17 protein-coding genes and 1 riboswitch are annotated in these 22,857 nt (G+C 73.0%); of the genes, 12 read left to right on the top strand and 5 right to left on the bottom strand.

The features are described 5' to 3' along the window. Nucleotides 1-12: 12 nt before the first annotated feature. A complete protein-coding gene (locus tag V3N99_02055) occupies nt 13-795 on the top strand; it encodes a DUF402 domain-containing protein (GenBank protein ID MEO3935518.1) in 783 nt (260 codons plus the stop codon). Here the strand turns inward: V3N99_02055 and V3N99_02060 are convergent. The 3 genes from V3N99_02060 to rimO are packed head-to-tail and all read right to left on the bottom strand — an operon-like array spanning nt 789 to nt 3,593. After that, nucleotides 789-1,292: a CinA family protein gene (locus tag V3N99_02060; GenBank protein MEO3935519.1), complete on the bottom strand. Its 504-nt coding sequence runs from the start codon at nt 1,290-1,292 to the stop codon at nt 789-791. The two genes, V3N99_02055 and V3N99_02060, sit on opposite strands and share 7 nt — an antisense overlap. A gap of 17 nt (nt 1,293-1,309) precedes the next feature. After that, entirely contained in the window at nt 1,310-2,086 is a 777-nt protein-coding gene (gene pgsA / locus V3N99_02065) for a CDP-diacylglycerol--glycerol-3-phosphate 3-phosphatidyltransferase (GenBank protein ID MEO3935520.1), read from the bottom strand. 22 nt (nt 2,087-2,108) lie between these two features. Beyond that, a complete protein-coding gene (gene rimO, locus V3N99_02070) occupies nt 2,109-3,593 on the bottom strand; it encodes a 30S ribosomal protein S12 methylthiotransferase RimO (protein ID MEO3935521.1) in 1,485 nt (494 codons plus the stop codon). A 396-nt stretch (nt 3,594-3,989) separates the two neighbouring features. Here rimO and kdpA point away from each other — a divergent pair, with 396 nt between their 5' ends. From kdpA to V3N99_02110, 8 genes are all read left to right on the top strand, one after another. Then, on the top strand, nt 3,990-5,636 hold the full coding sequence (kdpA, locus tag V3N99_02075; protein ID MEO3935522.1) for a potassium-transporting ATPase subunit KdpA: 1,647 nt from the start codon (nt 3,990-3,992) through the stop codon (nt 5,634-5,636). Continuing rightward, the gene (gene kdpB, locus V3N99_02080) at nt 5,633-7,744 is read left to right on the top strand and encodes a potassium-transporting ATPase subunit KdpB (GenBank protein MEO3935523.1); all 2,112 of its coding nucleotides are present in this window, start codon (nt 5,633-5,635) and stop codon (nt 7,742-7,744) included. The genes kdpA and kdpB overlap by 4 nt, the downstream gene beginning before the upstream one ends. Nucleotides 7,745-7,750: 6 nt before the next feature. Next, complete coding sequence (gene kdpC / locus V3N99_02085) at nt 7,751-8,332, top strand: K(+)-transporting ATPase subunit C (protein MEO3935524.1); 582 nt, start codon at nt 7,751-7,753, stop codon at nt 8,330-8,332. A gap of 33 nt (nt 8,333-8,365) precedes the next feature. After that, entirely contained in the window at nt 8,366-10,897 is a 2,532-nt protein-coding gene (locus tag V3N99_02090) for an ATP-binding protein (protein MEO3935525.1), read from the top strand. Continuing rightward, nucleotides 10,894-11,574 (top strand): response regulator transcription factor, encoded by a 681-nt coding sequence (locus tag V3N99_02095; GenBank protein ID MEO3935526.1) that lies wholly within the window; start codon nt 10,894-10,896, stop codon nt 11,572-11,574. The genes V3N99_02090 and V3N99_02095 overlap by 4 nt, the downstream gene beginning before the upstream one ends. A gap of 211 nt (nt 11,575-11,785) precedes the next feature. Continuing rightward, nucleotides 11,786-13,213 carry an alkaline phosphatase family protein gene (locus V3N99_02100; protein MEO3935527.1) on the top strand — a complete coding sequence of 476 codons (1,428 nt, stop codon included), beginning with the start codon at nt 11,786-11,788 and terminating at the stop codon, nt 13,211-13,213. A 62-nt stretch (nt 13,214-13,275) separates the two neighbouring features. After that, the gene (locus V3N99_02105) at nt 13,276-13,848 is read left to right on the top strand and encodes a hypothetical protein (GenBank protein ID MEO3935528.1); all 573 of its coding nucleotides are present in this window, start codon (nt 13,276-13,278) and stop codon (nt 13,846-13,848) included. A 62-nt stretch (nt 13,849-13,910) separates the two neighbouring features. Then, nucleotides 13,911-15,146: an FAD-dependent oxidoreductase gene (locus V3N99_02110; GenBank protein ID MEO3935529.1), complete on the top strand. Its 1,236-nt coding sequence runs from the start codon at nt 13,911-13,913 to the stop codon at nt 15,144-15,146. A 14-nt stretch (nt 15,147-15,160) separates the two neighbouring features. Here the strand turns inward: V3N99_02110 and V3N99_02115 are convergent, their stop codons facing one another. Next, nucleotides 15,161-15,820 (bottom strand): response regulator transcription factor, encoded by a 660-nt coding sequence (locus V3N99_02115; GenBank protein MEO3935530.1) that lies wholly within the window; start codon nt 15,818-15,820, stop codon nt 15,161-15,163. Between the two features lie 127 nt (nt 15,821-15,947). Between V3N99_02115 and V3N99_02120 the strand changes: the two genes are divergently transcribed. Then, on the top strand, nt 15,948-16,226 hold the full coding sequence (locus V3N99_02120) for a GlsB/YeaQ/YmgE family stress response membrane protein (GenBank protein ID MEO3935531.1): 279 nt from the start codon (nt 15,948-15,950) through the stop codon (nt 16,224-16,226). A 454-nt stretch (nt 16,227-16,680) separates the two neighbouring features. Here the strand turns inward: V3N99_02120 and V3N99_02125 are convergent, their stop codons facing one another. Beyond that, nucleotides 16,681-19,266, bottom strand: coding sequence for a DNA translocase FtsK 4TM domain-containing protein (locus V3N99_02125; GenBank protein MEO3935532.1), 2,586 nt, complete (start codon nt 19,264-19,266; stop codon nt 16,681-16,683). A 364-nt stretch (nt 19,267-19,630) separates the two neighbouring features. Here V3N99_02125 and V3N99_02130 point away from each other — a divergent pair, with 364 nt between their 5' ends. Together V3N99_02130 and V3N99_02135 are read left to right on the top strand one after the other, a co-directional pair. Beyond that, complete coding sequence (locus V3N99_02130) at nt 19,631-21,163, top strand: M36 family metallopeptidase (GenBank protein ID MEO3935533.1); 1,533 nt, start codon at nt 19,631-19,633, stop codon at nt 21,161-21,163. Nucleotides 21,164-21,234: 71 nt separating this feature from the next. After that, nucleotides 21,235-21,349, top strand: a riboswitch (SAM riboswitch). 40 nt (nt 21,350-21,389) lie between these two features. Next, nucleotides 21,390-22,733 carry an aminotransferase class V-fold PLP-dependent enzyme gene (locus V3N99_02135; GenBank protein ID MEO3935534.1) on the top strand — a complete coding sequence of 448 codons (1,344 nt, stop codon included), beginning with the start codon at nt 21,390-21,392 and terminating at the stop codon, nt 22,731-22,733. Nucleotides 22,734-22,857: the final 124 nt, after the last annotated feature.

A 22,857-nucleotide genomic window follows, 5' to 3' on the forward strand; every position in this document is an offset into this window, starting at 1 on the left:
AGCGTTCGTCGCGTGCCCCTCCCCTCGCAGCCGACGTACCCTCAGGGGCCCGCGGCGTGGGGCCAGGGGCTGCCCGAGGCGGGGTCGCCGCCCTACTGGTCGGCCGGTGACGCCGTCTGGTGGCACTACCGCCGCCACGACTGGCAGCCGGGCGAGCCCGAGACCGTGCACCCGATGCGGGTGGTGCGCGACGACGCGCGAGGGCTGGTCGCCTGGCTGGCTGGTGGCACCCCGATCCTCGCCCCCACCCTGCCCGACGGGTCGAGCACCCGCTCGCTGCCGGTCGAGCGGATGTTCCTGGCGCCGCGGGTGCAGTCGCGGATGCTGTGGAAGGGCGAGGGGACCCTGCGGATCGCCCCGGCCGGCCGCGCCTGGTCGGCGTGGCTCTTCTGGGCCGACGGGGAGTTCGACGGGTGGTACGTCAACCTCGAGGCGCCGCACCGGCGTCAGGGCCGGCACACGCTCTCGACCGACCACGTGCTCGACGTGCTGGTCGACCCCGACGGCAGGTGCCGGCTCAAGGACGAGCACGAGCTGGCAGCGGCGGTCGAGCAAGGGCGGCTGACCGCTCCGGAGGCCCACGGCATCCATCAGGAGGCCGTCGGCGTCCTCGCCGCCGTGGCGGCCGGTGAGCCGCCCTTCGGGCCGGACGACTCGACGTGGGGCCCGTGGCGCACGTGGCGCCCCGACCCGGCGTGGGTCGTGCCGGGGCTGCCTCCCGACCTGGCGCCCGGGCCGGCCCCGACGCCGCGATCGGCGCCCCGGTCCCTGCGGCCGGAGGAGTCCCGCTACTGACCGCTGGGGCCGAGACGGTCGAGCAGGAGGACCAGGACCGCGTCGACGGTGGCCGCGCGGATCGCGGCGCGGTCACCGCGCAGGTGCAGGGCGCGCACGGTCACGTTCTCGTCGCGGGGGCCGGCGACCGCGACGTAGACCGTACCGACGGTGTGGCCGTCCTGCGGGTCGGGGCCCGCGACCCCCGTCGTGCCCAGACCCCAGTCGGCGTGCAGCCGCGCCCGCACACCGCGGGCGAGCTGGTCGGCCACCGCCGGGTCCACCGGGCCGGCGCGGGCCAGCAGCGCAGGCTCGACACCCAGCAGCTCGGCCTTGAGCGCGGTGGCGTAGGCGACCACTCCCCCGCGCACCGCGGCCGAGGCGCCGGGCACGTCGACCAGCCGTGACGTGAGCAGGCCGCCGGTCAGCGACTCGGCGCAGGCGACCGTCTCCCCACGGGCGCGCAGCCGGGCGACGACGTCGGCTGCGAGCGTCGCCCCCTCGGGGGGGGCGGGCACGTGGGGCCCCGCATCGGTCACGGGCGTCGCGCGCCGGCTCGAGCCGCGCGCTTGGCCACGGCGCGGGCGCTCGTGCGTCGAAGCACGTGCGCCTTGGCGGCGTAGTCCACCCCGGTGGCGACGGTCACGGCGAGTGCCACCCACAGCACGAGGTGGGCGGTGAGCGACCAGGCCCCCGCGAAGGGCAGCACGTCGGGGGGGAAGACCAGCATGGCGAGGGCGAAGGCCTGCAGCACCGTCTTGACCTTGCCGCCGCGGCTCGCCGGCATGACGCCGTGGCGGATGACGACGAAGCGCATGACGGTGACCCCGACCTCACGCACGAGGAAGACGGTGGTCACCCACCACGGCAGCTCGTCGATCAGGGACAGCCCGACGAGGGCCATGCCGGTGAGCGCCTTGTCGGCGATCGGGTCGGTGACCTTGCCGAAATCGGTGACGCTGTTGCGGCGACGCGCCAGGTCGCCGTCGACGAGGTCGGTGATCGCCGCGACGGCGAAGACGACGAACGCCCCCATCCGGTAGGCCGTCTGCCCGCCGTCGTGGGCCAGCAGCAGCCAGCCGAACACCGGCACGAGCAGGATGCGGACGACGGTGAGGAGGTTGGCGAGGTTCCACGCGCTCGGGGCCGCTGGAGCCGCTGGAGCCGCTGGTGCCGCTGGTGCCGCTGGTGCTGCGGGAGCCGGAGGTGGTGCGGGAGCGAGCGGGAACGGTGGCGTCGCGACGACAGGCTCCACCGTCACCGGGGGCAGCGCTGCCCGGGGTGCGTGGTGGTCGTGGTCGACGTCGCTCATCGCGCCCTCATCGTGCCACCGCTCAGAGCGGACGGGCCACGAGGTCGATCCCCTCGGTGGCGGTGACCACGGCGGTCACGAGGTCTCCGACGGCCGGCGGGGTGCCCCGGTGGGCGGCAGCCCGCTCGAGCAGGGTCACCCCGTCGACGTCGGGGCCCTGGAAGGCGGCCCGACCGACGATCTCGCCCGTCTCCTCGTCGACCTCCTCGACGAGCACCTCGACGGTCTCGCCGACGCGCTCCTCGGCCCGTTGGGTCGTCAGCTCCTCGACCAGTGCGGTGAGGCGGGCGACCCGGTCGGAGACGACGTCGTCGGGCAGCTTGCCGTCGAGGGTCTCGGCCTCCGTGCCGTCCTCGTCCGAGTAGCCGAACACCCCGACGACGTCGAGCCGCGCGGCCTCGAGGAAGGCCTCGAGCTCGTCGACGTCGGCCTCGGTCTCACCGGGGAAGCCGACGATGACGTTGGAGCGGATGCCCGCCTGCGGCGAGGTGGCGCGCACCCGCCCGAGCAGGTCGAGGAAGGCCTCGCGGCTGCCGAAGCGCCGCATCCGACGCAGGAGGGTCTCGGACGCGTGCTGGAACGAGATGTCGTAGTAGGGCACGACACCGGCGGTCTCGGCCATGGCCGTGAGCAGCCCGGGGCGGATCTCGGCGGGCTGCAGGTAGGAGACGCGCACGCGCGAGATGCCGTCGACGGCGGTCAGCTCGGGCAACAGCTTCTCGAGCAGGCCGAGGTCGCCGAGGTCCTTGCCGTAGGACGTGGAGTTCTCGCTGACCAGGAAGATCTCGCGGACGTCGTGCTGGCCGAGCCAGCGCGCCTCGGCGAGGATGTCGGCCGGGCGGCGCGACACGAAGGCGCCACGGAAGGACGGGATGGCGCAGAAGGAGCACCGTCGGTCACAGCCACTGGCGATCTTCAGCGGGGCCCACGGCCGGCCATCGAGACGGGCGCGGATGACCCGCGGGCCGCTGGCCGGCACCGGGCCCTCGATCATGACGTCCACGGGGCGTGAGCTGGGCAGCTCGGCCGCTCCGTGACCGGGCAGCGCCACGCCCGAGTCCTGGCGCTGCACGGGTGACAGCGGCAGGAGCAGGCGACGGTCCGACGGGGTGTGCGAGGCGACCTTGCCACCTCCGAGGATGGTCGCGAGGTGGCTCGACATGTCGGCGTAGGAGTCGAAGCCGAGCACGGCGTCGGCCTCGGGCAGCTGCGAGGCCAGCTGCTCGCCGTAGCGCTCGGCGAGGCAGCCGACGGCGACGACCGCCTGCGTACGGCCGCTGCCCTTGAGGTCCGAGGCCTCGAGCAGGGCGTCGATGGAGTCCTTCTTGGCCTGCTCGACGAAGCCGCAGGTGTTGACCACGGCGACGTCGGCATCGGCCGCGTCCTCGACGAGGTCCCAGCCCTCGGCCTGCAGCCGGCCCGCCAGCTCCTCGGAGTCGACCTCGTTCCGGGTGCATCCGAGGGTCACGAGGGCGACACTGCGCCGAGGAAGGGCCGAGGTCGTCACGTGGGGAGTCTACGGGCCGTCGGGGTCGCTCGACGCGCTCGACGCCAGGAGCACCGTGCGTCACGTGCGGCGACGCAGCGTCGAGTGGAGTGGGTGGCAGGATCCGACGGGTGCCGGCCGCCGACTCCGCCCCCGAGACGACCCGCCAGCGCATCGAGCGGGGGTCCGTCCCTGGCGACGTTCGCGGCGCTCGACGGCTGAGCCGACCGGTCGGGTCGCGACGTCAAGACGCCGTCAAGACGCGTCAACCGGACGTCAACCGAGGGGTTGGCGGCTCGGCCCTGCCGTTGACTTCGACGCGTGATCGACAACATCGTCGCCGGGATCATCGCCCTGGCCCTCATCGCCTACCTCGTGTACGCCCTCGTCAAACCGGACCGGTTCTAGGTGGGCGGCATGAGCGACACCGTCTCGGGTCTGCTGACCATCGGCGTCCTGCTCGCCCTGCTCGCCGTCACCCACGTGCCGCTCGGCAACCACCTGGCGCACGTCTTCACCACCGACCGGCACCTCGGCGCCGAGCGGCTGCTCTACCGCGCCTGCGGGGTCGACCCCGACAAGGAGCAGAGCTGGAAGGTCTACGCCGGCTCCGTCGGCGCCCTGTCGCTGCTCAGCGTGGTGCTCCTCTTCCTCGTCATCGTGGCGCAGGGGATCCTGCCCTTCCACCACGGCGAGACCATGCACGTCGACACCGCGGTCAACACCGCGATCTCCTTCGTCACCAACACCGACTGGCAGTCGTATGCCGGTGAGTCCGGCACCTCCATCGCGGTCCAGGCCCTGGGCCTGACCGTGCAGAACTTCGTCTCCGCAGCGGTCGGCATCGCCGTCGTCGTGGCCCTGGTGCGCGCCTTCGCCCGCCACGAGACCTCGCTCATCGGCAACTTCTGGGTCGACCTGGTCCGCACCATCGTGCGCGTGCTGCTGCCCATCGCCCTGGTCGCGGCCGTGCTGCTGGTCGTGGGTGGGGTGATCCAGAACCTCGCCTCGCCGCTCGAGGTCACCGGGGTCACCGGTGGCTCGCAGTCCATCCCCGGCGGGCTGGTCGCCTCGCAGGAGGCGATCAAGGAGCTCGGCACCAACGGTGGCGGCTTCTTCAACGCCAACTCGGCGCACCCCTTCGAGAACCCCAACCCCCTCACCAACCTCATCGAGATCTTCTTGCTGCTGGTCATCCCCCTCAGCCTCCCCCGGATGTATGGCGTGATGGTCCGCGACCGCCGTCAGGGCTGGTCGATCCTCGGTTTCATGGGCCTGCTGTGGGGGGCCGGCGTCGCGCTCACCACGTGGGCCGAGGTCGCGGCCGGGTCGGGGCTCACCGGCTCGATGGAGGGCAAGGAGACGCGGTTCGGGGTCTGGGCCTCCGCGCTGTTCGCCTCGTCCACCACCTCGACCTCGACGGGCGCCGTCAACTCGCTCCACGACAGCTACAGCGGCGCCGGTGGCGCCGTCCTGCTGCTCAACATGATGCTCGGCGAGATCTCGCCGGGCGGCACGGGCTCGGGCCTGTACGGCGCGCTCGTCGTCGCCGTCATCACGGTCTTCATCGCCGGTCTCATGGTCGGTCGCACGCCAGAGCTGCTCGGCAAGACGGTCGGTCGGCACGAGATCACGCTCGCGGCCCTCTACACGCTGGTCACCCCGGCCCTCGTGCTCGTGCTGGGCGGGCTGGCCATCAGCCTGCCCGTCGCGAAGGCGGGCCTGCTCAACTCAGGGACCCACGGGCTCTCCGAGATCATCTACGCCTTCACGTCGGCCGCCAACAACAACGGCAGCGCCTTCGCCGGGCTCACGGCCGACCAGCCCTACCTCAACCTCACCCTGGCGCTGGGCATGGCCCTCGGTCGCTTCGTGCCGATGATGCTGGTGCTGGCCCTGGCCGGTCGGGTCGTGGTCCAGAAGAAGCGGCCGGCAACGGCCGGCACGATGCCCACGCACACCCCCCTGTTCGTCACCCTCCTGGTCGGCGTCGCGCTCATCGTCACCGGGCTCACCTACTTCCCTACGCTCGCCCTCGGTCCCATCGCGGAGGCACTGTCATGACCGCCACCACCACCCGTCCCCGCCCCGCCTCGGACACCAGCGTGACGCCGAGGGGCGGGACCGGCCTGAGCGTCGCCTCGCTCCTCGCGGCCCTGCCACAGGCCCTCGCCAAGCTCGACCCCCGGCACGTCGTCCGCAGCCCGGTGATCTTCGTCGTGTGGGTCGGCTCGGTGCTCACCACCGTGCTCGCCGCCATCACCCCGTCGACCTTCTCGGTCGGCATCGCCATCTGGCTGTGGGTCACCGTGGTCTTCGCCAACACGGCCGAGGCCGTGGCCGAGGGCCGCGGCAAGGCCCAGGCCGCGACCCTGCGGGCCGCCCGCACCGACACGATGGCCCGACGTCTGACCTCCGACGGCGGGACCGAGGAGGAGGTCTCGGGCGCGACCCTGAGCATCGGCGACCTCATCGTCGTCGAGGCCGGTCAGGTGATCCCCGGTGACGGCGACGTCGTCGAGGGTGTCGCCACCGTCGACGAGTCGGCCATCACCGGCGAGTCGGCTCCGGTCGTCCTTGAGTCCGGTGGCGACCGCTGCGCCGTCACCGGTGGCACGACCGTGCTGTCCGACCGGGTGGTCGTCAAGATCACGACCAGGCCCGGAGAGACCTTCATCGACCGGATGATCGCCCTCGTCGAGGGTGCCGCCCGGCAGAAGACACCCAACGAGATCGCCCTCAACATCCTGCTCGCGACGCTGACGATCATCTTCCTGCTCGTCGTGGTCGCCCTGCAGCCGATGGCCGCCTACTCGGGCGAGAGCCAGACGGTGGTCGTCCTGGTGGCCCTGCTCGTGTGCCTGATCCCCACGACCATCGGCGCGCTGCTCTCGGCGATCGGCATCGCGGGAATGGACCGTCTCGTGCAGCGCAACGTGCTCGCCATGTCGGGCCGCGCGGTCGAGGCCGCCGGCGACGTGTCGACGCTGCTGCTCGACAAGACCGGCACCATCACCCTCGGCAACCGCCGGGCCACGCAGTTCGTGCCCGTCGGCGGCACGACCGACGTCGACCTCGCGGCTGCCGCATACCTCAGCAGCCTCGCTGACGAGACGCCCGAAGGGCGCTCGGTGGTCGAGCTGGCGATCGGGGGCTACCCCTCGGCCCCCGCCGGGCGCACGCCGTCCAGCCTGCAGGCCGACGGCGCGACCTTCGTGGAGTTCACCGCGCAGACCCGCATGTCGGGGGTCGACCTCCCCTCGGGTGAGCAGGTGCGCAAGGGCGCGGGCAGCCAGGTCGCCGCCTGGGTCGTCGCCAACGGCGGGACGGAGCCCCCCGACCTCACGCAGGTCGTCAACGGCATCTCGACCTCCGGTGGCACCCCGCTCGTCGTCGCCCGCGCCCAGGGTGGCTCTGGCGCAACGGTTCTCGGTGTCATCCACCTCAAGGACGTGGTCAAGCCCGGCATGACCGAGCGCTTCAACCAGCTGCGGGCCATGGGCATCCGCACCGTGATGATCACGGGCGACAACCCACTCACCGCGGCCGCCATCGCGCAGGAGGCCGGTGTCGACGACTTCCTCGCCGAGGCCACCCCCGAGGACAAGATGGCCCTGATCCGCAAGGAGCAGGAGGGCGGCCGGCTCGTCGCGATGACCGGTGACGGCACCAACGACGCCCCGGCGCTGGCCCAGGCCGACGTGGGTGTCGCGATGAACACGGGCACGTCGGCGGCGAAGGAGGCCGGCAACATGGTCGACCTCGACTCCGACCCGACCAAGCTCATCGAGATCGTCGCCATCGGCAAGCAGCTGCTCATCACCCGCGGCGCCCTCACGACCTTCTCGATCGCCAACGACGTCGCGAAGTACTTCGCGATCATCCCGGCGATGTTCACCGGGCTGTTCCCCGGTCTGCAGACGCTCAACGTCATGCGCCTGGCCACACCGGACTCGGCGATCCTGTCGGCGGTCATCTTCAACGCGCTCGTCATCGTCGTGCTCATCCCGCTGGCCCTGCGCGGGGTGCGCTACCGGCCCGCGTCGGCCGCGTCGATGCTGCGCCGCAACCTGCTCGTCTACGGCCTCGGGGGGGTGGTCACCCCGTTCATCGGAATCAAGGTGATCGACCTCGTGGTCTCGCTGCTCCTGCCCTCGACCGGAACGAAGTGATCTGACATGCTCGCCCTCCCCCGCCAGCTCGGGGCAGCCCTGCGGATGCTGCTCGCGCTCACGGTGCTCACCGGGATCGTCTACCCCCTCGTGGTCCTCGGCGTCGGCCAGGTGGTCGACCACGGAGCCGCCAACGGTTCCCTCGTCAGCCGCGACGGCACCACCGTGGGCTCCTCGAGCCTCGGCCAGACCGTCGCCACGGGCCAGGAAGCCAGGTGGTTCCTCGCCCGGCCGTCGGCCAGCGACTACGCCGGCAACGCGAGCGGCGGCAGCAACCTCGGGGCCGCCGCCGCCGACCTGGCCAAGGCGGTCACGGACAACGGCGACGCGGTCCGCTCGGCCAACCCGGACGCGCCTGCCGTGCTCCCGCCCGACGCGCTGACGGCCTCGGCCAGCGGTCTCGACCCCGACATCTCGCCGGAGTACGCCCTGCTCCAGGTGGGCCGCATCGCCTCGGCCCGGGGACTCCCGCAGCAGCGGGTGCTCGAGCTGGTCCAGGACCACACCAAGGGTCGGCTGCTCGGGTTCCTGGGTGAGCCCCGGGTCAACACCACGGAGCTCAACCTGGCCCTCGCCGGACTGTCCTGACCCGGCTGCACCTCCAACAGGCAGGATGAGGGCATGGCGCGCGGTCAGCTGCGGATCTACCTCGGGGCGGCCCCCGGGGTGGGCAAGACCGTCGCCATGCTCTCCGAGGCCCATCGCCGGGCGGAGCGGGGGGCCGACGTCGTGGTCGGGCTCGTCGAGACCCACGGGCGCCCCTTCACGGGGGCCCAGCTCGAGGGCCTGCCCGTGGTGCCCCGCCTCCGGATCGAGCACCGGGGCGCGGTGCTCGAGGAGATGGACCTCGACGCCCTGCTGTCCCGCAGGCCCGACCTCGCGCTCGTCGACGAGCTCGCCCACACCAACGTGCCGGGCTCACGCAACACCAAGCGCTGGGAGGACATCGAGGAGCTGCTGGCGGCCGGCATCGACGTCGTCTCCACGGTCAACATCCAGCACCTCGAGTCGCTCAACGACGTCGTCGAGTCGATCACCGGCATCACGCAGCGCGAGACCGTGCCGGACGACGTCGTGCGGTCGGCGGCTGACCAGATCGAGCTCGTCGACATGTCACCCGAGTCGCTGCGCCGGCGGATGGCCCACGGCAACGTCTACGCCGCCGAGAAGATCGACGCCGCCCTCGCCAACTACTTCCGGCCGGGCAACCTCTCGGCCCTGCGCGAGCTCGCCCTGCTGTGGCTGGCCGACCGGGTCGACGAGACCCTCGAGCGCTACCGCGCCAGCCACGACATCTCGGCCACCTGGGCCACCCGCGAGCGGGTGGTCGTCGCGCTCACCGGGGGGACCGAGGGCGAGACCGTGCTGCGGCGGGCCGCCCAGATCGCCTCGCGCGGGGCCGGCAGCGAGCTGCTGGCCTGTCACGTGGGGCAGAGCGACGGACTGGTCGACGACGCCCCCGAGGTGATCGCCGCGCAGCGCCGGCTGGTCAAGGAGCTCGGCGGCACCTTCCACGCCGTCGCCGGCGACGACGTCGGCGAAGCCATCCTCGACTTCGCCCGCGGGGTCAACGCCACGCAGATCGTGATCGGCACCTCCCGGCACGGCGCCCTGCGGGGGCGCTTCTCGCGCGGCATCGGCGAGGCCGTGGCGGCCGGGGCGGGCGACATCGACGTCCACCTCGTCGGCCATCGCGCGGTGGCGGTGTCGAGGCGTCGTCCGGGCCCCCGCTCGCTCAGCCGCCGCCGCCGCTTCGGCGGCTGGTTGCTGGCCGTGCTGGGTGTCGTGGCCCTCAGCCTCCTGCTCGTGCCGACCAGAGGGGCCCACGACCTGCCGCTCGAGGTGCTGCTCTACCTGGCGCTCACCGTCGGGTGCGCCCTGCTCGGCGGGGTCTGGCCGTCGGTCGTGTGCGCCATCGGGTCGTCGCTGGTCATCAACTGGTTCTTCACCGACCCCGTGGGCACCCTCACCATCAGCAGCCCGCAGAACGCCCTCGCCCTGCTGGTCTTCGTGGTCGTCGCCGTCTCGGTGGCGTCGGTCGTGCACCTCGCGGCCCGGCGTACCCGGCAGGCGGTGGAGGCGCAGCACGAGTCGCGCACCCTGGCCACGCTCGCGAGCTCGCTCATCAGCGCCTCCGACCCGGTGACGGCGCTGCTCGACGAGGCCCTGACCACCTTCGCGATGCGCGGGGCGGCCCTCGTGACCCGCGAGGGCGTGCGCGAGCCCTGGCAGGTCGTGGGCCAGACCGGCGAGTTCACCGTCGACGGCATCGGGGCCGCGGCCGTGCGCGCCACCGTCGACGAGACCACCGACCTGGTGCTGCTCGGGCCGGTGCTGCCCGCCGACGAGCAGGGCCTCGTGTCGGCCTTCGCCACCCACGCCGCCTCCGTGCTGACCCGGCGACGACTGCTCGCCGAGGCGGGTCAGGCCAAGGGTCTGGCCCGTGAGGGGCGGGCCCGCACCGCCCTGCTGGCGGCGGTGTCGCACGACCTGCGGACGCCCCTCGCCGGCATCAAGGCGGCCGTCTCGAGCCTGCGCCAGGACGACGTCACCTTCTCGCCCGAGGACGAGGCCGAGCTGCTGCGCACGGTCGAGGAGTCGGCCGACCGGCTCGACGTGCTCATCGGCAACCTCCTCGACATGTCGCGGCTGCAGACGGGGGCCATCACCCCCCACCTCGAGCCGGTGCCCGTCGCCCCGGCCGTGCGCACCGTCGACGCCGGGCTCAGCGACCCCGGCCGGGTGCGTCTGCAGCTCGACGCGGGAGCCGAGGCCGTCGTCGCCGACGCCGGGCTGCTCGACCGGGTGCTGGCGAACGTCCTCGAGAACGCCGTGCGCCACTCCCCCGGCCGCCGGGAGGTGCTGGTCCAGTCGGGTCGGCTGGGCGACCGGGTGCAGGTGCGGGTCGTCGACCGCGGACCGGGGGTCGCCGAGGACGCGAAGGAGCGCATCTTCGCGCCCTTCCAGCGCGAGGGCGACGCCCCACGCGGCGACGGAGTCGGGCTGGGGCTGGCCGTCGCCCGCGGTCTCGCCGAGCTGATGGACGGTCGGGTCTGGGCGGAGGACACCCCCGGGGGCGGCCTGACAGTGGTGCTCGAGCTCGCCACCGCCCCTGCCGAGCCGGCCGGGGCGGTGCGAGGATCGAGCCCGTGACCTTCGTCCTCGTCGTCGACGACGAGCCCCTCATCCGCCGCACCCTCACGATCAACCTGCGGGCCCGCGACTACGAGGTCGAGACGGCCGCCGACGGCCGGTCAGCCCTGCAGGTCGTGGCCGAGCGCGCGCCCGACATCATCGTGCTCGACCTCGGGCTGCCTGACCTCGACGGCGTCGAGGTGCTGCGTCGGCTGCGCCGCACCTCGCGGGTGCCGGTCATCGTGCTCTCGGCGAGGCACGAGTCCGACGACAAGGTCGAGGCCCTCGACGCCGGCGCCGACGACTACGTCACCAAGCCCTTCGGAATGGACGAGCTGCTCGCCCGGGTGCGGGCCGCCATCCGCCGCGGCTCGGCCGACGAGCACGAGTCCTTCGTGGTGACCTCCGCCGACTTCGTGCTCGACTTCGGTGAACGGCGCGCCACCGGGCCCGGAGGGGCCGAGGTGCGGCTCACCCCCACCGAGTGGCGCCTGCTCGAGCCACTGGCCCGCCAGCCCGGGCACCTGGTCACGCACGCCGAGCTGCTGCGCGCGGCGTGGGGGCCGGCCTACGGGCGGGAGCTGAACTACCTGCGGGTCTACGCCAACCAGCTGCGCCGCAAGCTCGAGCCCGACCCGGGCAGCCCGGTGCACCTGCTCACCGAGCCCGGGATCGGCTACCGCCTGCACCCCTGAGCGGCCCCGAGGGGGTCGTCCACGCACTGTTCACCTGGATGCCGCCTCGTGGTCAGCGTGCTCCCAGGCTCCCCCCAGTTGTCCCGGGCAATCTTCTGCCGTCCACCTGTGTGTCTGTCAACCGCTTGGTGTCAGGCGGCTGTGATCGGAGAGACGAATGAATTCTGGGATTCTCTGGCGAGGTCGCCACCGAGCGCTGATCACCACCGCCGTGGCCGTCCTCCTGTGTGCTGCCTCGCTGGCCTCGGCCAGCGCGCGCGGTCAGGGCTCCTCGCCCCGACTGCCGAAGATCGGCCATGTCTGGACGATCATCCTCGAGAACAAGTCCTACGAGGCGACCTTCACGGGCCTCAACCAGAACGACTACCTGTGGAAGACCCTCCCGTCCTATGGCGAGCTTCTGCAGCAGTACTACGGGACTGGCCACTACTCCCTCGACAACTACATCAGCCTCGTCTCCGGGCAGTCTCCGACCCCGTCCAACCAGGCCGACTGCCCGCAGTACGTCAACGTGGCCCCGGGGCTCCCGGCCCCCGACGGGCAGACGTTCGCCTCCTCCGGCTGCGTCTACCCGCGCCAGACCAAGACGCTGTTCGACCAGCTGGACAGCGTCGGGAAGAGCTGGAAGATCTACGCCCAGGACATGGGCAACGACCCCGCCCGCGAGCAGGTCTACCAGTGCGGGATCCCGGGCAACCCCGCCGGCGCCGGCGTGCCCGACCCGGGGGGCGCCACGCCCACCGACCAGTACGTGCCGAAGCACAACCCGGCACCCTGGTTCCACTCGCTGATCGACTCGCACAAGGACTGTCAGAACGTCGTCCCCCTCGACGGTTACCCCGCCACCCCGGGGCACGCCGCCATCCCCAGCATGGCGAAGGACCTCGAGTCCGTCAGCACGACGCCGTCGTACTCGTGGATCTCACCCAACAACTGCTCGGACGCCCACGACGCGACCTGCGTGGGCGACAACCTGTCGGGCGACCCGACCAACCACCAGGGCGGCCTCTACGCCGCAGACCGCTTCCTGGAGAAGTGGATTCCCACGATCATGGCCTCCCCAGCCTTCCAGGAGGACGGGATGATCCAGGTGCTCTTCGACGAGGCCTTCCCGCCCTACAAGATGTACAACAATTCCATCGCGGACCTAACTTACGCCGGTGACGCCCGGCTCGGCACGGACTCCGCCACGGGTGGCTCGGTCCAGGCCGAGGCCAACACCGCCCAGTCGGTCGTCGCCTGCTGCAACGAGCTCCCCGGCCCCAACACGAGCCAGCCGGGCTTCCAGGCCTTCAACCAGGACACGACTCCCGGCGGGGGCGTCACGGGGGCGGTGTTCATCAGCCGCTTCATCACTCCCGGCTCGGTGTCGGACCAGCCGTACAACCACTACAGCTGGTTGCGCAGCATGGAGGACCTCTACGGGGTGACCGAGGGCGGGAGCGACGGACAGGGCCACCTGGGCTACGCCGGCGCGGACGGCCTGCGACCCTTCGGGGCGGACGTCTACAACAACCACCCGGGGAGAGCCCTCCAGGCGGCCCCGTCGGGCAGCTCGGTCTACCCGGCCACGGCCCGGGCGGCCGACCTGCCGCAGGCCGTCGTCCGGCGTGCGCCGGTCCCGGTGGTGTCGCGCTGACCGGTTACCACGCCGTCCTGCTCGGCCCCGGGCGCCTGCGCGCCCGGGGCCGGCGGGCGGCGGTGGCCCTTCCCCTGGCCCTGGCTCTCGGCCTCGGCGCAGCCGCCTGCACCGGCGGCAGCACCGGCGCCACCCCGGGGGCCACCTCGACGACGGACGACCTCGACGTCGCGGCGCTCGGGGCGGTGCCCATCCCCACCCCACCCCCCACCCCGCCCGTGCCCACCGCGTCGGGCGCGAGGCTGCAGCTGCTGGCGATGGGTGAGCCGGTGCTCGTCGTCCTGGCCGACGGCTCCCGCGCGACGGTCACCGCCAACGGGCCACGGCAGGACCACCAGGGCGTGGTGGTCCCCACCCCGGGGCAGCCGCCCCCACGCACGAAGGCCACGATGACCGTCTCCGCCCGAGGTGAGACCGGCACGACGGTCCTGTCCGCGTCGGACCTGAGCTGTCGCGACGACTCGGGAGCCTCCATCCGGCTCACCCCGCTCGGCCCGGCCTCGCGCCGGGTGGCCGCTGGGTCGACGGGGCAGCTCGAGGTCTCCGGCGTCTTCCGCAGCGGCTCGGCGCAGCTGACCTGGGCGCCGGGTGGTCACGTGATGGCCGTGTGGGATTTCACCATCGAGCTGGACTGACGGGGCCGGCCCCGTGCGGGGCCACGCGCGCCCCTCCCGGTGCCGGGTGAGAGCCTAAGGGCATGGTGCAGCGGGCGGACGTGGTCGTGGTGGGCGCCGGGCTGGCGGGACTGGTCTGTGCGGCGACGCTCCAGCGGCGCGGTCTCGACGTGCGGCTGCTGGAGGCGGCCGACGAGGTCGGGGGCCGGGTCCGCACCGAGGTGGTCGACGGGCACCTGTGCGACGTCGGCTTTCAGCTGCTCAACCCCGCCTACCCGGCCGTGGGTCGGCTGGTCGACGTCGACGCGCTGCGGTTGCAGCCCTTCGCGGCCGGGGTGCGGGTGCGGCGAAGCGACAGGTCGGTCACGCTCGCCGACCCGCGTCGCGAGCCGGGTCTGCTGCTGGCCACCCTGCGCAGCCGCCTGCTCGACCCGCGCGAGATCGCGGGCCTGGCCCGGTGGGCGGCGCCGGTGCTGGTCGACGCGAAGCGCACGATGCGGGGCGACGACCTGACGCTCGACCAGTCGCTCGACGCCGCCGGTGTGCGCGGGCCGCTGCGCCGACACGTGCTCGAGCCGTTCCTCGCCGGGGTGCTCGCCGACGACACCGGCCAGACCTCAGCGACGTTCGTGCGCCTGCTGATCCGCTCCTTCCTGCTCGGCACGCCCGCCCTGCCCCACGACGGGATGCGCGCGCTCCCCGCCCAGCTCGCCACCCACCTGCTGCGCCCCGCCGAGACCGGGGTGCGCGTCCTGGGCATCGACCCCGCACCCACCGGGGCCACCGTGCGCACCGCCTCGGGGTCGATCGGCGCTCGAGCCGTGGTGGTCGCGACCGACGGGCACGACGCCGCCGACCTGGGAGCGCTGCCCGACGCGGCGCCCATGGGCGGCCTCGTCACCTGGTGGTTCAGCACCCCCTCAGGCATGCCGCACGACCGGCTGCTGGTCGTCGACGGCGACCGCGGGCCGGTCGTCAACACGGCCGTCGTCTCGGCCGCCGCCCCGAGCTATGCCCCCGCCGGCCGCGACCTCGTGCAGGTGACGACCCTGGCCGCAGCCGGACTGTCCGACAGCGCCGCTCGGGCTGAGGGCGGGAGGCTGTGGCAGGTCGGCGCCGACGGCTGGGACCTGCTCGTGCGCCACGACGTGACCCGGGCCCTGCCTCGCTCCGGTCCGCCACTGGACGCACGGGCGCCGGTCGACCTCGGTGACGGGCGCTTCGTGTGCGGTGACCACCGCGACACCCCCTCGATCCAGGGGGCGCTGGTGTCGGGACGGCGTACGGCCCGGGCAGTCGCCCAGGTGCTCGGCGCCTGAGCGGGCTCCCGCCCTCAGGGCCCGCCGCGCCAGTGGTCGATGCGGTGGTGGTCGGGGGTGAAGCCGTGGGCCACGCCCCAGAGCACGGCCTGGGTGCGGCTGCCCGCGCCGATCTTGCGGTAGACCGTGCGGATGTAGGTCTTGACGGTGTTGGGGCTGAGGAAGGTCAGCGCCGCGACCTCGGCGTTGCTCTTCCCCTGGGTGATGAGCGCGAGGATCTCGGCCTCCCGGTCCGAGAGCCCCTCGCCGCGCCCGGGCCAGTCGAGCCCGTTGGCGGAGCCCGCGCGCCGGGGCGGCTCGCTGACCACCTGCTCCCCCGCGTGCACCGCCTCGAGGGCCTCGACGAGCTGCGCCGCAGGGAGCGACTTGGCGAGGTAGCCGTGCGCCCCCTGCGAGCGGGCGTTCTCGACCAGGTCGGGGTGGAAGTTCCAGGTGTAGACCACCACGCGGCGAGCGGCGGGGTTGTCGACGAGCACCCCGATCTCGTGGTGGTCGGACTCCGGCTGTGCGAACGAGTCGTAGAGCGCGATGTCGACCTCGTCGTGCAGGGCGGTGGTCGCGTCGATCTCGGCCACGAGCACCCGGTGCCGATAGGGGTCGAGCATCGATGCGACCCCCTTGAGCACGACGTCGTAGTCGTCGACGAGCGCGATCGTCAGCGGGGCGGGGCTCATAGGAGGACTCTAACCACCCCCAGGGGTGTGGTGGACCCACCCCAGGGGGTGGTTGTCTCGAGGACGACGGCGCGAGGTGCCCCCACCGGGACGCGACCGCCGTCACCTGACGAAAGGTCACCTCACCATGCTCGGACTCATCCTCACCATCCTCGTCGTCGGCCTCGTGGCGGGCTTCGTCGCCCGCCTGCTCGTGCCCGGCAAGCAGGACCTGTCGATCGCGATGACCATCGTCATCGGCATCCTCGGCTCGCTCGTCGGCGGGTTCCTCGGCTACGTGCTCTTCCACAAGGACGCCGCCGACGGCTTCCTGCAGCCGTCCGGGATCATCGGCTCCATCATCGGAGCGGTCATCGTGCTCCTGGTGTGGACCCGTGTCGGAGGACGTCGCTCGGTCCGCTCCTGACCACGCCCGTCGGGGCCCGTCCCCGGCAGTCAGCACCCCGCGTCGCGCGGCCGGTGCGCCGGATCCACAGCTCGGGGGTGGGTCCGGTGCATCGACCGGGCGCCGCGGGGTGCCGTGCTCACGGCCTGCGCAGCACCCGCTCCGGAGATGGCGGGCGGGGCCTCAGCCGCATGTCAGGCTCGCGGCGTGGTCGAGTCCGATGGCGACCCACCGCCGGAGGTCCACGTCGTCCTCGACCGCCTCCGGCGCCACGTGCAGCCAGCCGTTCGTGCTCCGGCCGCGCGTCTCGTACCGCTCCACGCCGGGGGCCCGCGCGAGCTCCTGGGTGTGCCGGGTCGCAGCGCAGGAGCAGGCCGCCCAGGTTGCCGGCCGCGACGGCCATCGAGCCGCCGACCAAGGAGGCGAGCTCACGGTCGTACGCCATGGCCCCAGCATGCCGTCGCGCCGTCTCCGCTCAGTCGCGGTCGGTCAGGCTCCAGGCGTCCTCGGAGCCCTCGTCCCCGTCGATTTCGGCGTGGCCCTCGGGAGCGAGCGAGTCCTTGGTCTCCCAGCGCGGGGCCGGAGGCGGCGGCTCGTCGCCCGGGAGCGCGGCGGCGACCGGCGGCGGGTCGATCGGGATGTCGTCTCCGCGCAGCAGCGCGAGCGTGGCCGGCAGGTCGTCGGGCTTGACCAGCACGTCACGAGCCTTGGAGCCCTCGGACGGGCCGACGATGCCCCGCGACTCGAGCAGGTCCATCAGGCGCCCGGCCTTGGCGAAGCCGACGCGCAGCTTGCGCTGCAGCATCGACGTCGAGCCGAACTGCGTCGTGACCACGAGCTCGGTGGCCTGCAGCAGCACGTCGAGGTCGTCGCCGATGTCGTCGTCGACCAGCTTGCTCGCGGCGACGACGGTGACGTCCTCGCGGTAGCTGGGCTTCAGCTGCTCGGTCACCATCTTGACGACCGCGTTGACCTCGGACTCGGTGACCCAGGCCCCCTGCACGCGCATGGTCTTGCTCGACCCCATGGGCAGGAAGAGCGCGTCACCCTGGCCGATGAGCTTCTCGGCGCCGGGCTGGTCGAGCACGACCCGCGAGTCGGCCAGGGACGAGGTGGCGAAGGCCAGACGGGACGGCACGTTGGCCTTGATCAGGCCGGTGACGACGTCGACCGAGGGCCGCTGGGTCGCCAGCACGAGGTGGATCCCCGCCGCGCGCGCGAGCTGGGTGATCCGCACGATCGACTCCTCGACGTCGCGCGGCGCCACCATCATCAGGTCGGCGAGCTCGTCGACGACGACGAGCAGGTAGGGGTAGGGCGTGAGCACCCGCTCCGACCCCGGCAGCGGCTTGAGCTTGCCCGACTTGACGGCCTTGTTGAAGTCGTCGACGTGCTTGAAGCCGAATGCCGCGAGGTCGTCGTACCTCGTGTCCATCTCGCGCACGACCCAGGCCAGCGCCTCGGCCGCCTTCTTGGGGTTGGTGATGATCGGGGTGATGAGGTGCGGGATGCCCTCGTAGGCCGTGAGCTCGACCCGCTTCGGGTCGACGAGCACCATCCGCACCTCGTCGGGCGTGGCCCGCATCAGGATCGAGGTGATCATCGAGTTGACGAACGACGACTTGCCCGCGCCGGTCGCCCCGGCGACGAGCAGGTGCGGCATCTTGGCGAGGTTGGCGATGACGTAGCCGCCCTCGACGTCCTTGCCGACCCCCATGACCATCGGGTGCTCGTTGCTGCGTGCCACCTGGCTGCGCAGCACGTCGCCGAGCGAGACCGTCTCGCGGTCGGTGTTGGGGATCTCGATGCCGATGGCCGACTTGCCGGGGATCGGGCTCAGGATGCGCACGTCGGCGGAGGCGACGGCGTACGCGATGTTCTTGGAGAGAGCGGTGACCCGCTCGACCTTGGTGCCGAGGCCGAGCTCGACCTCGTAGCGGGTCACCGTGGGACCGCGGGAGAAGCCGGTGACGGCGGCATCGATCTCGAACTGCTCGAAGACCTGCGTCAGCGAGTCGACCACCTTGTCGTTGGCGGCGCTGCGGGTCTTGTGCGGGGCGCCGGGGGCCAGCAGGGCCTGGTCGGGCAGGGTGTAGGTGATGTCTCCCGACAGCTGGAGCTGCTCGACCCGGGCCGGCAGGCTCGTGGTCGGCGGCGGGACCAGGATCTCCCGCGGGCCGACAGCCGCCGCTCCCCCGGGTGTGGGCGCCGGCACCGAGGCCGCGACGCGAGCCACCGGTGGCGTGGGCCCGGCCGCCGGGGCGGGACCCACCGGCTGCGTGTCGTCGTGGGCCGGTCGTCGCTCGCCGGGACGCGGCCGACGGCCGCTCCGGGCCCCCTTGGGCGCGCCGACGACGGCCGCCTGCTCGAAGGCCTCGTCACCCACCCGCTCACCCAGCTCGTCGAGCTCGTGCTCGGGGTCACGGCTGCGACGGCCGCCCCGACGGGCTCGCGGCTCCTGCTCCTGCTCCTGCTCCTCGTGGAAGCCGTCATGGTGCTCGCCGACGACCCGGTCGTGCAGCTGGCGGAAGCGGTCGGGGATGGCCCGCACCGGCGTCGCCGTCACCACGAGCAGGCCGAAGACCCCCACGAGCGCGAGGATGACGACCGCGCCGTAGACGGTCACGGCCGACGCGAGCGGGCTCGCCGCAAGGAAGCCGATGATGCCCCCGGCCGCCCGCATGGGCAGGGCCCCGTCGGGGGGCACGGGGATGCCGTCGGCCACGTGGGCCAGGCCGCTGGCCGAGAAGGTCAGGGCGCCGAGCCCGACGATGATGCGGTTGGTCGCGGCGGAGTCCCCCGGGGTGCGCAGGAGCCGCAGGCCGAGGCCGAGCAGCACGAGGGGCACGGCGTAGCCCACCCGTCCGAGGGTGCCGGCGACCACGGCGTGCACCACGGTGCCGACCGGGCCCTCGACCCCCCACCACTCGCGGGCGGCGACGAGGACCGCGAGGGCGAGGAGGGTGAAGCCCACCCCGTCGCGGCGGTGCTCCGGCTCGAGGTCGCGGGCGGAGGAGCCCATGCGGCGGACGGCACCGCCGGCCAGGTGGCTGACGCCCATCCACGTGCCGCGCACCGCGCGCAGGGGCAACGGAAGACCGCCGGAGCGCGCACCCGAGCGGGAGCGGGCGGCGGAGACGCGGCCCGACGAGCCCGACTGGCCGGCCCGTCCGGTCCCCCCCGCCCGTGCGGTCCCGCCGGAGCGGGCGGTCGTGGGGCGCGTCGTCGGTGTCGCGCGGGCCGGGCCCGGGCGCGGCGTGGAGGACGGACGTGTGGCCATGCTGAGACCGTACGGCATCGGTCCCACCAGACCCATGAACCACACGCGTGACACGAGCACAGGGCCCACAGGTTTGTCGGATGGGCCCTGCGGAGGCGCCGCGGCCTCTAATCTCTGGTAGCACCCCCCAGCAAAGGATCTCCCTGTGTCTCAGGCTCGCTCGCACCGCCGACTCGCCGTCACCGTCGCCGTGGCGGCCGGGGCCGCTCTCCTCGTCGGGAGCACCTCGCCCCTCGTGGCCTCGGCTGTCACGACCGGCACCACCGCACCATCCGCCGCCGTGCCGCCCGGACTGACCGCGGTCCGCACCCTCTCGTCACTCCTCGGCACGCACGCCTGGTATGCCCAGACCTACCGTGGGCTCCCGGTGCTCGAGGGCTACTACGCCGTCCACACCGACCGTCTCGGGGCCGTCCGCGTCGACGACGGTCGGCTGGCCGTGCCCGACACGCTCGGCACGATCCCGACCCTGTCGTCGGCGACGGCCGTCGTGACCGGCGTGAGCGCCCGAAAGGCCGCCGTGGCACCGTCGCTCTCGACCCGACCGCGCAAGGACGTGGCGCTCCTCCCTGCCGCCGCCGGCACGTCGACCGCCACCCTCTCGGTGGTCGGTGGAGCCGCTCCCGCTCTCGTGTGGAGCGTCGTCACCACCGCCGCCGACGGCGAGACGCGCACCCTCGTCGACGCGACCACGGGCGCGGTCCGCGAGGTCCGCGCCCTGTCGAAGAACGAGCGAGCGTCCGGCGGGACCTCGGCGCGGGCCGCCGCCGTGACGGGCACGGCGACGGTCTTCGACCCGAACCCGGTCGTCGGTCTCGGACTGCAGACGCTCAAGGACCGCAACGACTCGGCCACCGCGGTGCCGCAGGCGGCCTACCGCAGCGTGACCCTGCACAACCTGCTCCCGGGGGACCGTCTGAGCGGTCGCTGGGCCACGGTGGTGTCCGCAGCCGGTGGGCTCGCGCAGAGCGCCAACCGCACCTTCGTCTACAACCGGGCCGACGACCGCTTCGAGCAGGCCAACGCCTACTACGGGATCGACCGCGCCCAGACCTACATCCGCTCACTGGGGTTCACCGACGTCAACGCCGAGGCCCAGAAGCTGAGCATCAACACGATCCCGGACGACAACTCGTTCTACTCCCCCGGCGCTGACCTGATCACCTACGGCACTGGTGGCGTCGACGACGCCGAGGACCTCGAGGTCGTGTGGCACGAGTACGGTCACGCGATCCAGGACGCCCAGGTGCCCGGCTTCGGTGCCTCGGAGCAGGCCGGGGCCATCGGTGAGGGGTTCGGCGACTGGTGGGCCGTCACCATGGGCCAACCGCTGGGCAAGGGCCTCGACACGCCCTGCGTGATGGACTGGGACTCCACCAGCTACACCACGACCGTGCCGCACTGCCTGCGTCGCACCGACACCGGCAAGACCGTCGCCGACCTCGACGGCGAGGTGCACGACGACGGCGAGATCTGGTCGAACGCGCTGTGGGACGTCACCCAGGCGCTCGGTCGCGAGAAGGCCGCCACCCTGGTGCTGGAGTCGCAGTTCGGCTACGCCCCGCGCACGAGCTTCGCGTCCGCCGCCCGGGTGACCGTGTCGACGGCGACGACCCTCTACGGGGCAGCCGCCTCACGGCAGGTCAAGGCGGCCTTCGTGGCCCGCGGCATCCTCTAGCCGTCTCGCATACCGAGAGCGTCGCCCCTTCTGCTGGACCGGAGGGGCGCGCTGTCGATATCTTCCTCAACGGTCATGAGTGCCAGCGTCAAGCCCCGGCTCGCTGGCCAGCAACCCTCTTTCGCGGTGGGGTGCTCCGGATGACGACCAGGCCCGTATGCCGTCCGGCGCGGGCAAGCGCGGACCGCCCTGCGGGGTCGGTCCTCCCCGTCTCGGAGGCTCACCCATGTCGACCACCTCGCTCGTCCCCACTGCTCCCCCTGCTCCCACTGTCTCCTGCCTGCCGGCCGTCGTGGGGGCCGACCTGCTCGCGCCGACGCTGAACGGGACGCGGGGCTACGCCAACCTCGACCACGCCGCCTCGACCCCGGCTCTCGTCGCCGTGCGCGATGCCGTCGACACCGTGCTCCAGACCTACTCCTCGGTCCACCGGGGCAACGGCTACGCCAGCCGGGTGACGAGCGCGTGGTACGAGCAGGCCCGAGAGGAGGTCGCGCGCTTCGTCGGGGCCCGCCCGGACGACACAGTGGTCTTCACGCGCAACACCACGGACTCGCTCAACCTGCTGGCCCGCTGCCTGCCGAACGACACGACCGTCGTCGTCTTCGGCAGCGAGCACCACGCGGCCCTGCTGCCGTGGGCCGACTCGACCTGCGTGACGCTGCCCGTGCCCACCGGCGTCGACCGGGCCCTGGCCGACCTCGACGCCGCCCTCACCGGCGTGACGACGCAGCACCGGCTCGTCGTCGTCGCCGGCGCCTCCAACGTGACGGGCGAGGTCTGGCCGATCGACCGCGTCGGGCAGGTCGCCCGTCGGCACGGCGCCCGGGTCGCCCTCGACGCGGCCCAGCTCGCACCCCACCGCGCGCTCGACCTGCGCCGGCTCGACGTCGACTACGTCGCCTTCTCGGGTCACAAGCTCTATGCGCCGTATGGCGTCGGGGTCCTCGTCGGGCGCTCCGACTGGCTCGACGAGGCGGCGCCCTACCTGCGCGGCGGCGGCGCGACCGCGCAGGTCACGACGACCGGCGCCACCTGGACCACCGGCGCCGCCCGCCACGAAGGCGGCAGCCCCAACGTCGTCGGCGCCGTCGCGCTCGCGGCGGCCTGTGCCACCCTGACCCGCCACCGGGCCGCGGTCGAGGCGCACGAGCGCACCCTGCTGGCCGAGCTGCGAGCGGGACTGGCGGCCATCCCCGGGGTGGGGCTGCACTCCTTCTTCGGTCACGACCACGACCGGGTCGGGGTCGTCGCCTTCACCGTCGCCGGGCTCGACAGCTCGCTGGTCTCTGCCGTGCTGTCGGCCGAGCACGGCATCGGTGTGCGCGACGGCAAGTTCTGTGCCCACGTGCTGGTCGACGCCCTGCTCCGCGAGCCGTCCGGGCAGGCCCCGGCGACGGCGGTGCGCGCCAGCCTCGGGCTCGGCACGACGCCCGAGCACGTCACCCGTCTCGTCGCCGCCGTGGCCGCCCTCGCCGCCGACGGACCGACCCGCCCCTACGTGCGCACGCACGGGGCGTGGGAGCCGCGCGACGACACCCGCGTGCTCGCCCTGCCCCGACCCTGGTGACCGGAGCGGGCTGGGCTGGGCGGGACCGCGCGTGGCCCGCGGGTCCGGCCTCCGTCCGATACCGAATCGACAGCGGAGCCTGACCGTCCTCGAACATCGCTCTCGCACACTGGCGTCCGAGCCG

It is taken from the genome of Dermatophilaceae bacterium Soc4.6 (assembly GCA_039889245.1).
Classification (GTDB): Bacteria; Actinomycetota; Actinomycetes; order Actinomycetales; family Dermatophilaceae; genus Lapillicoccus.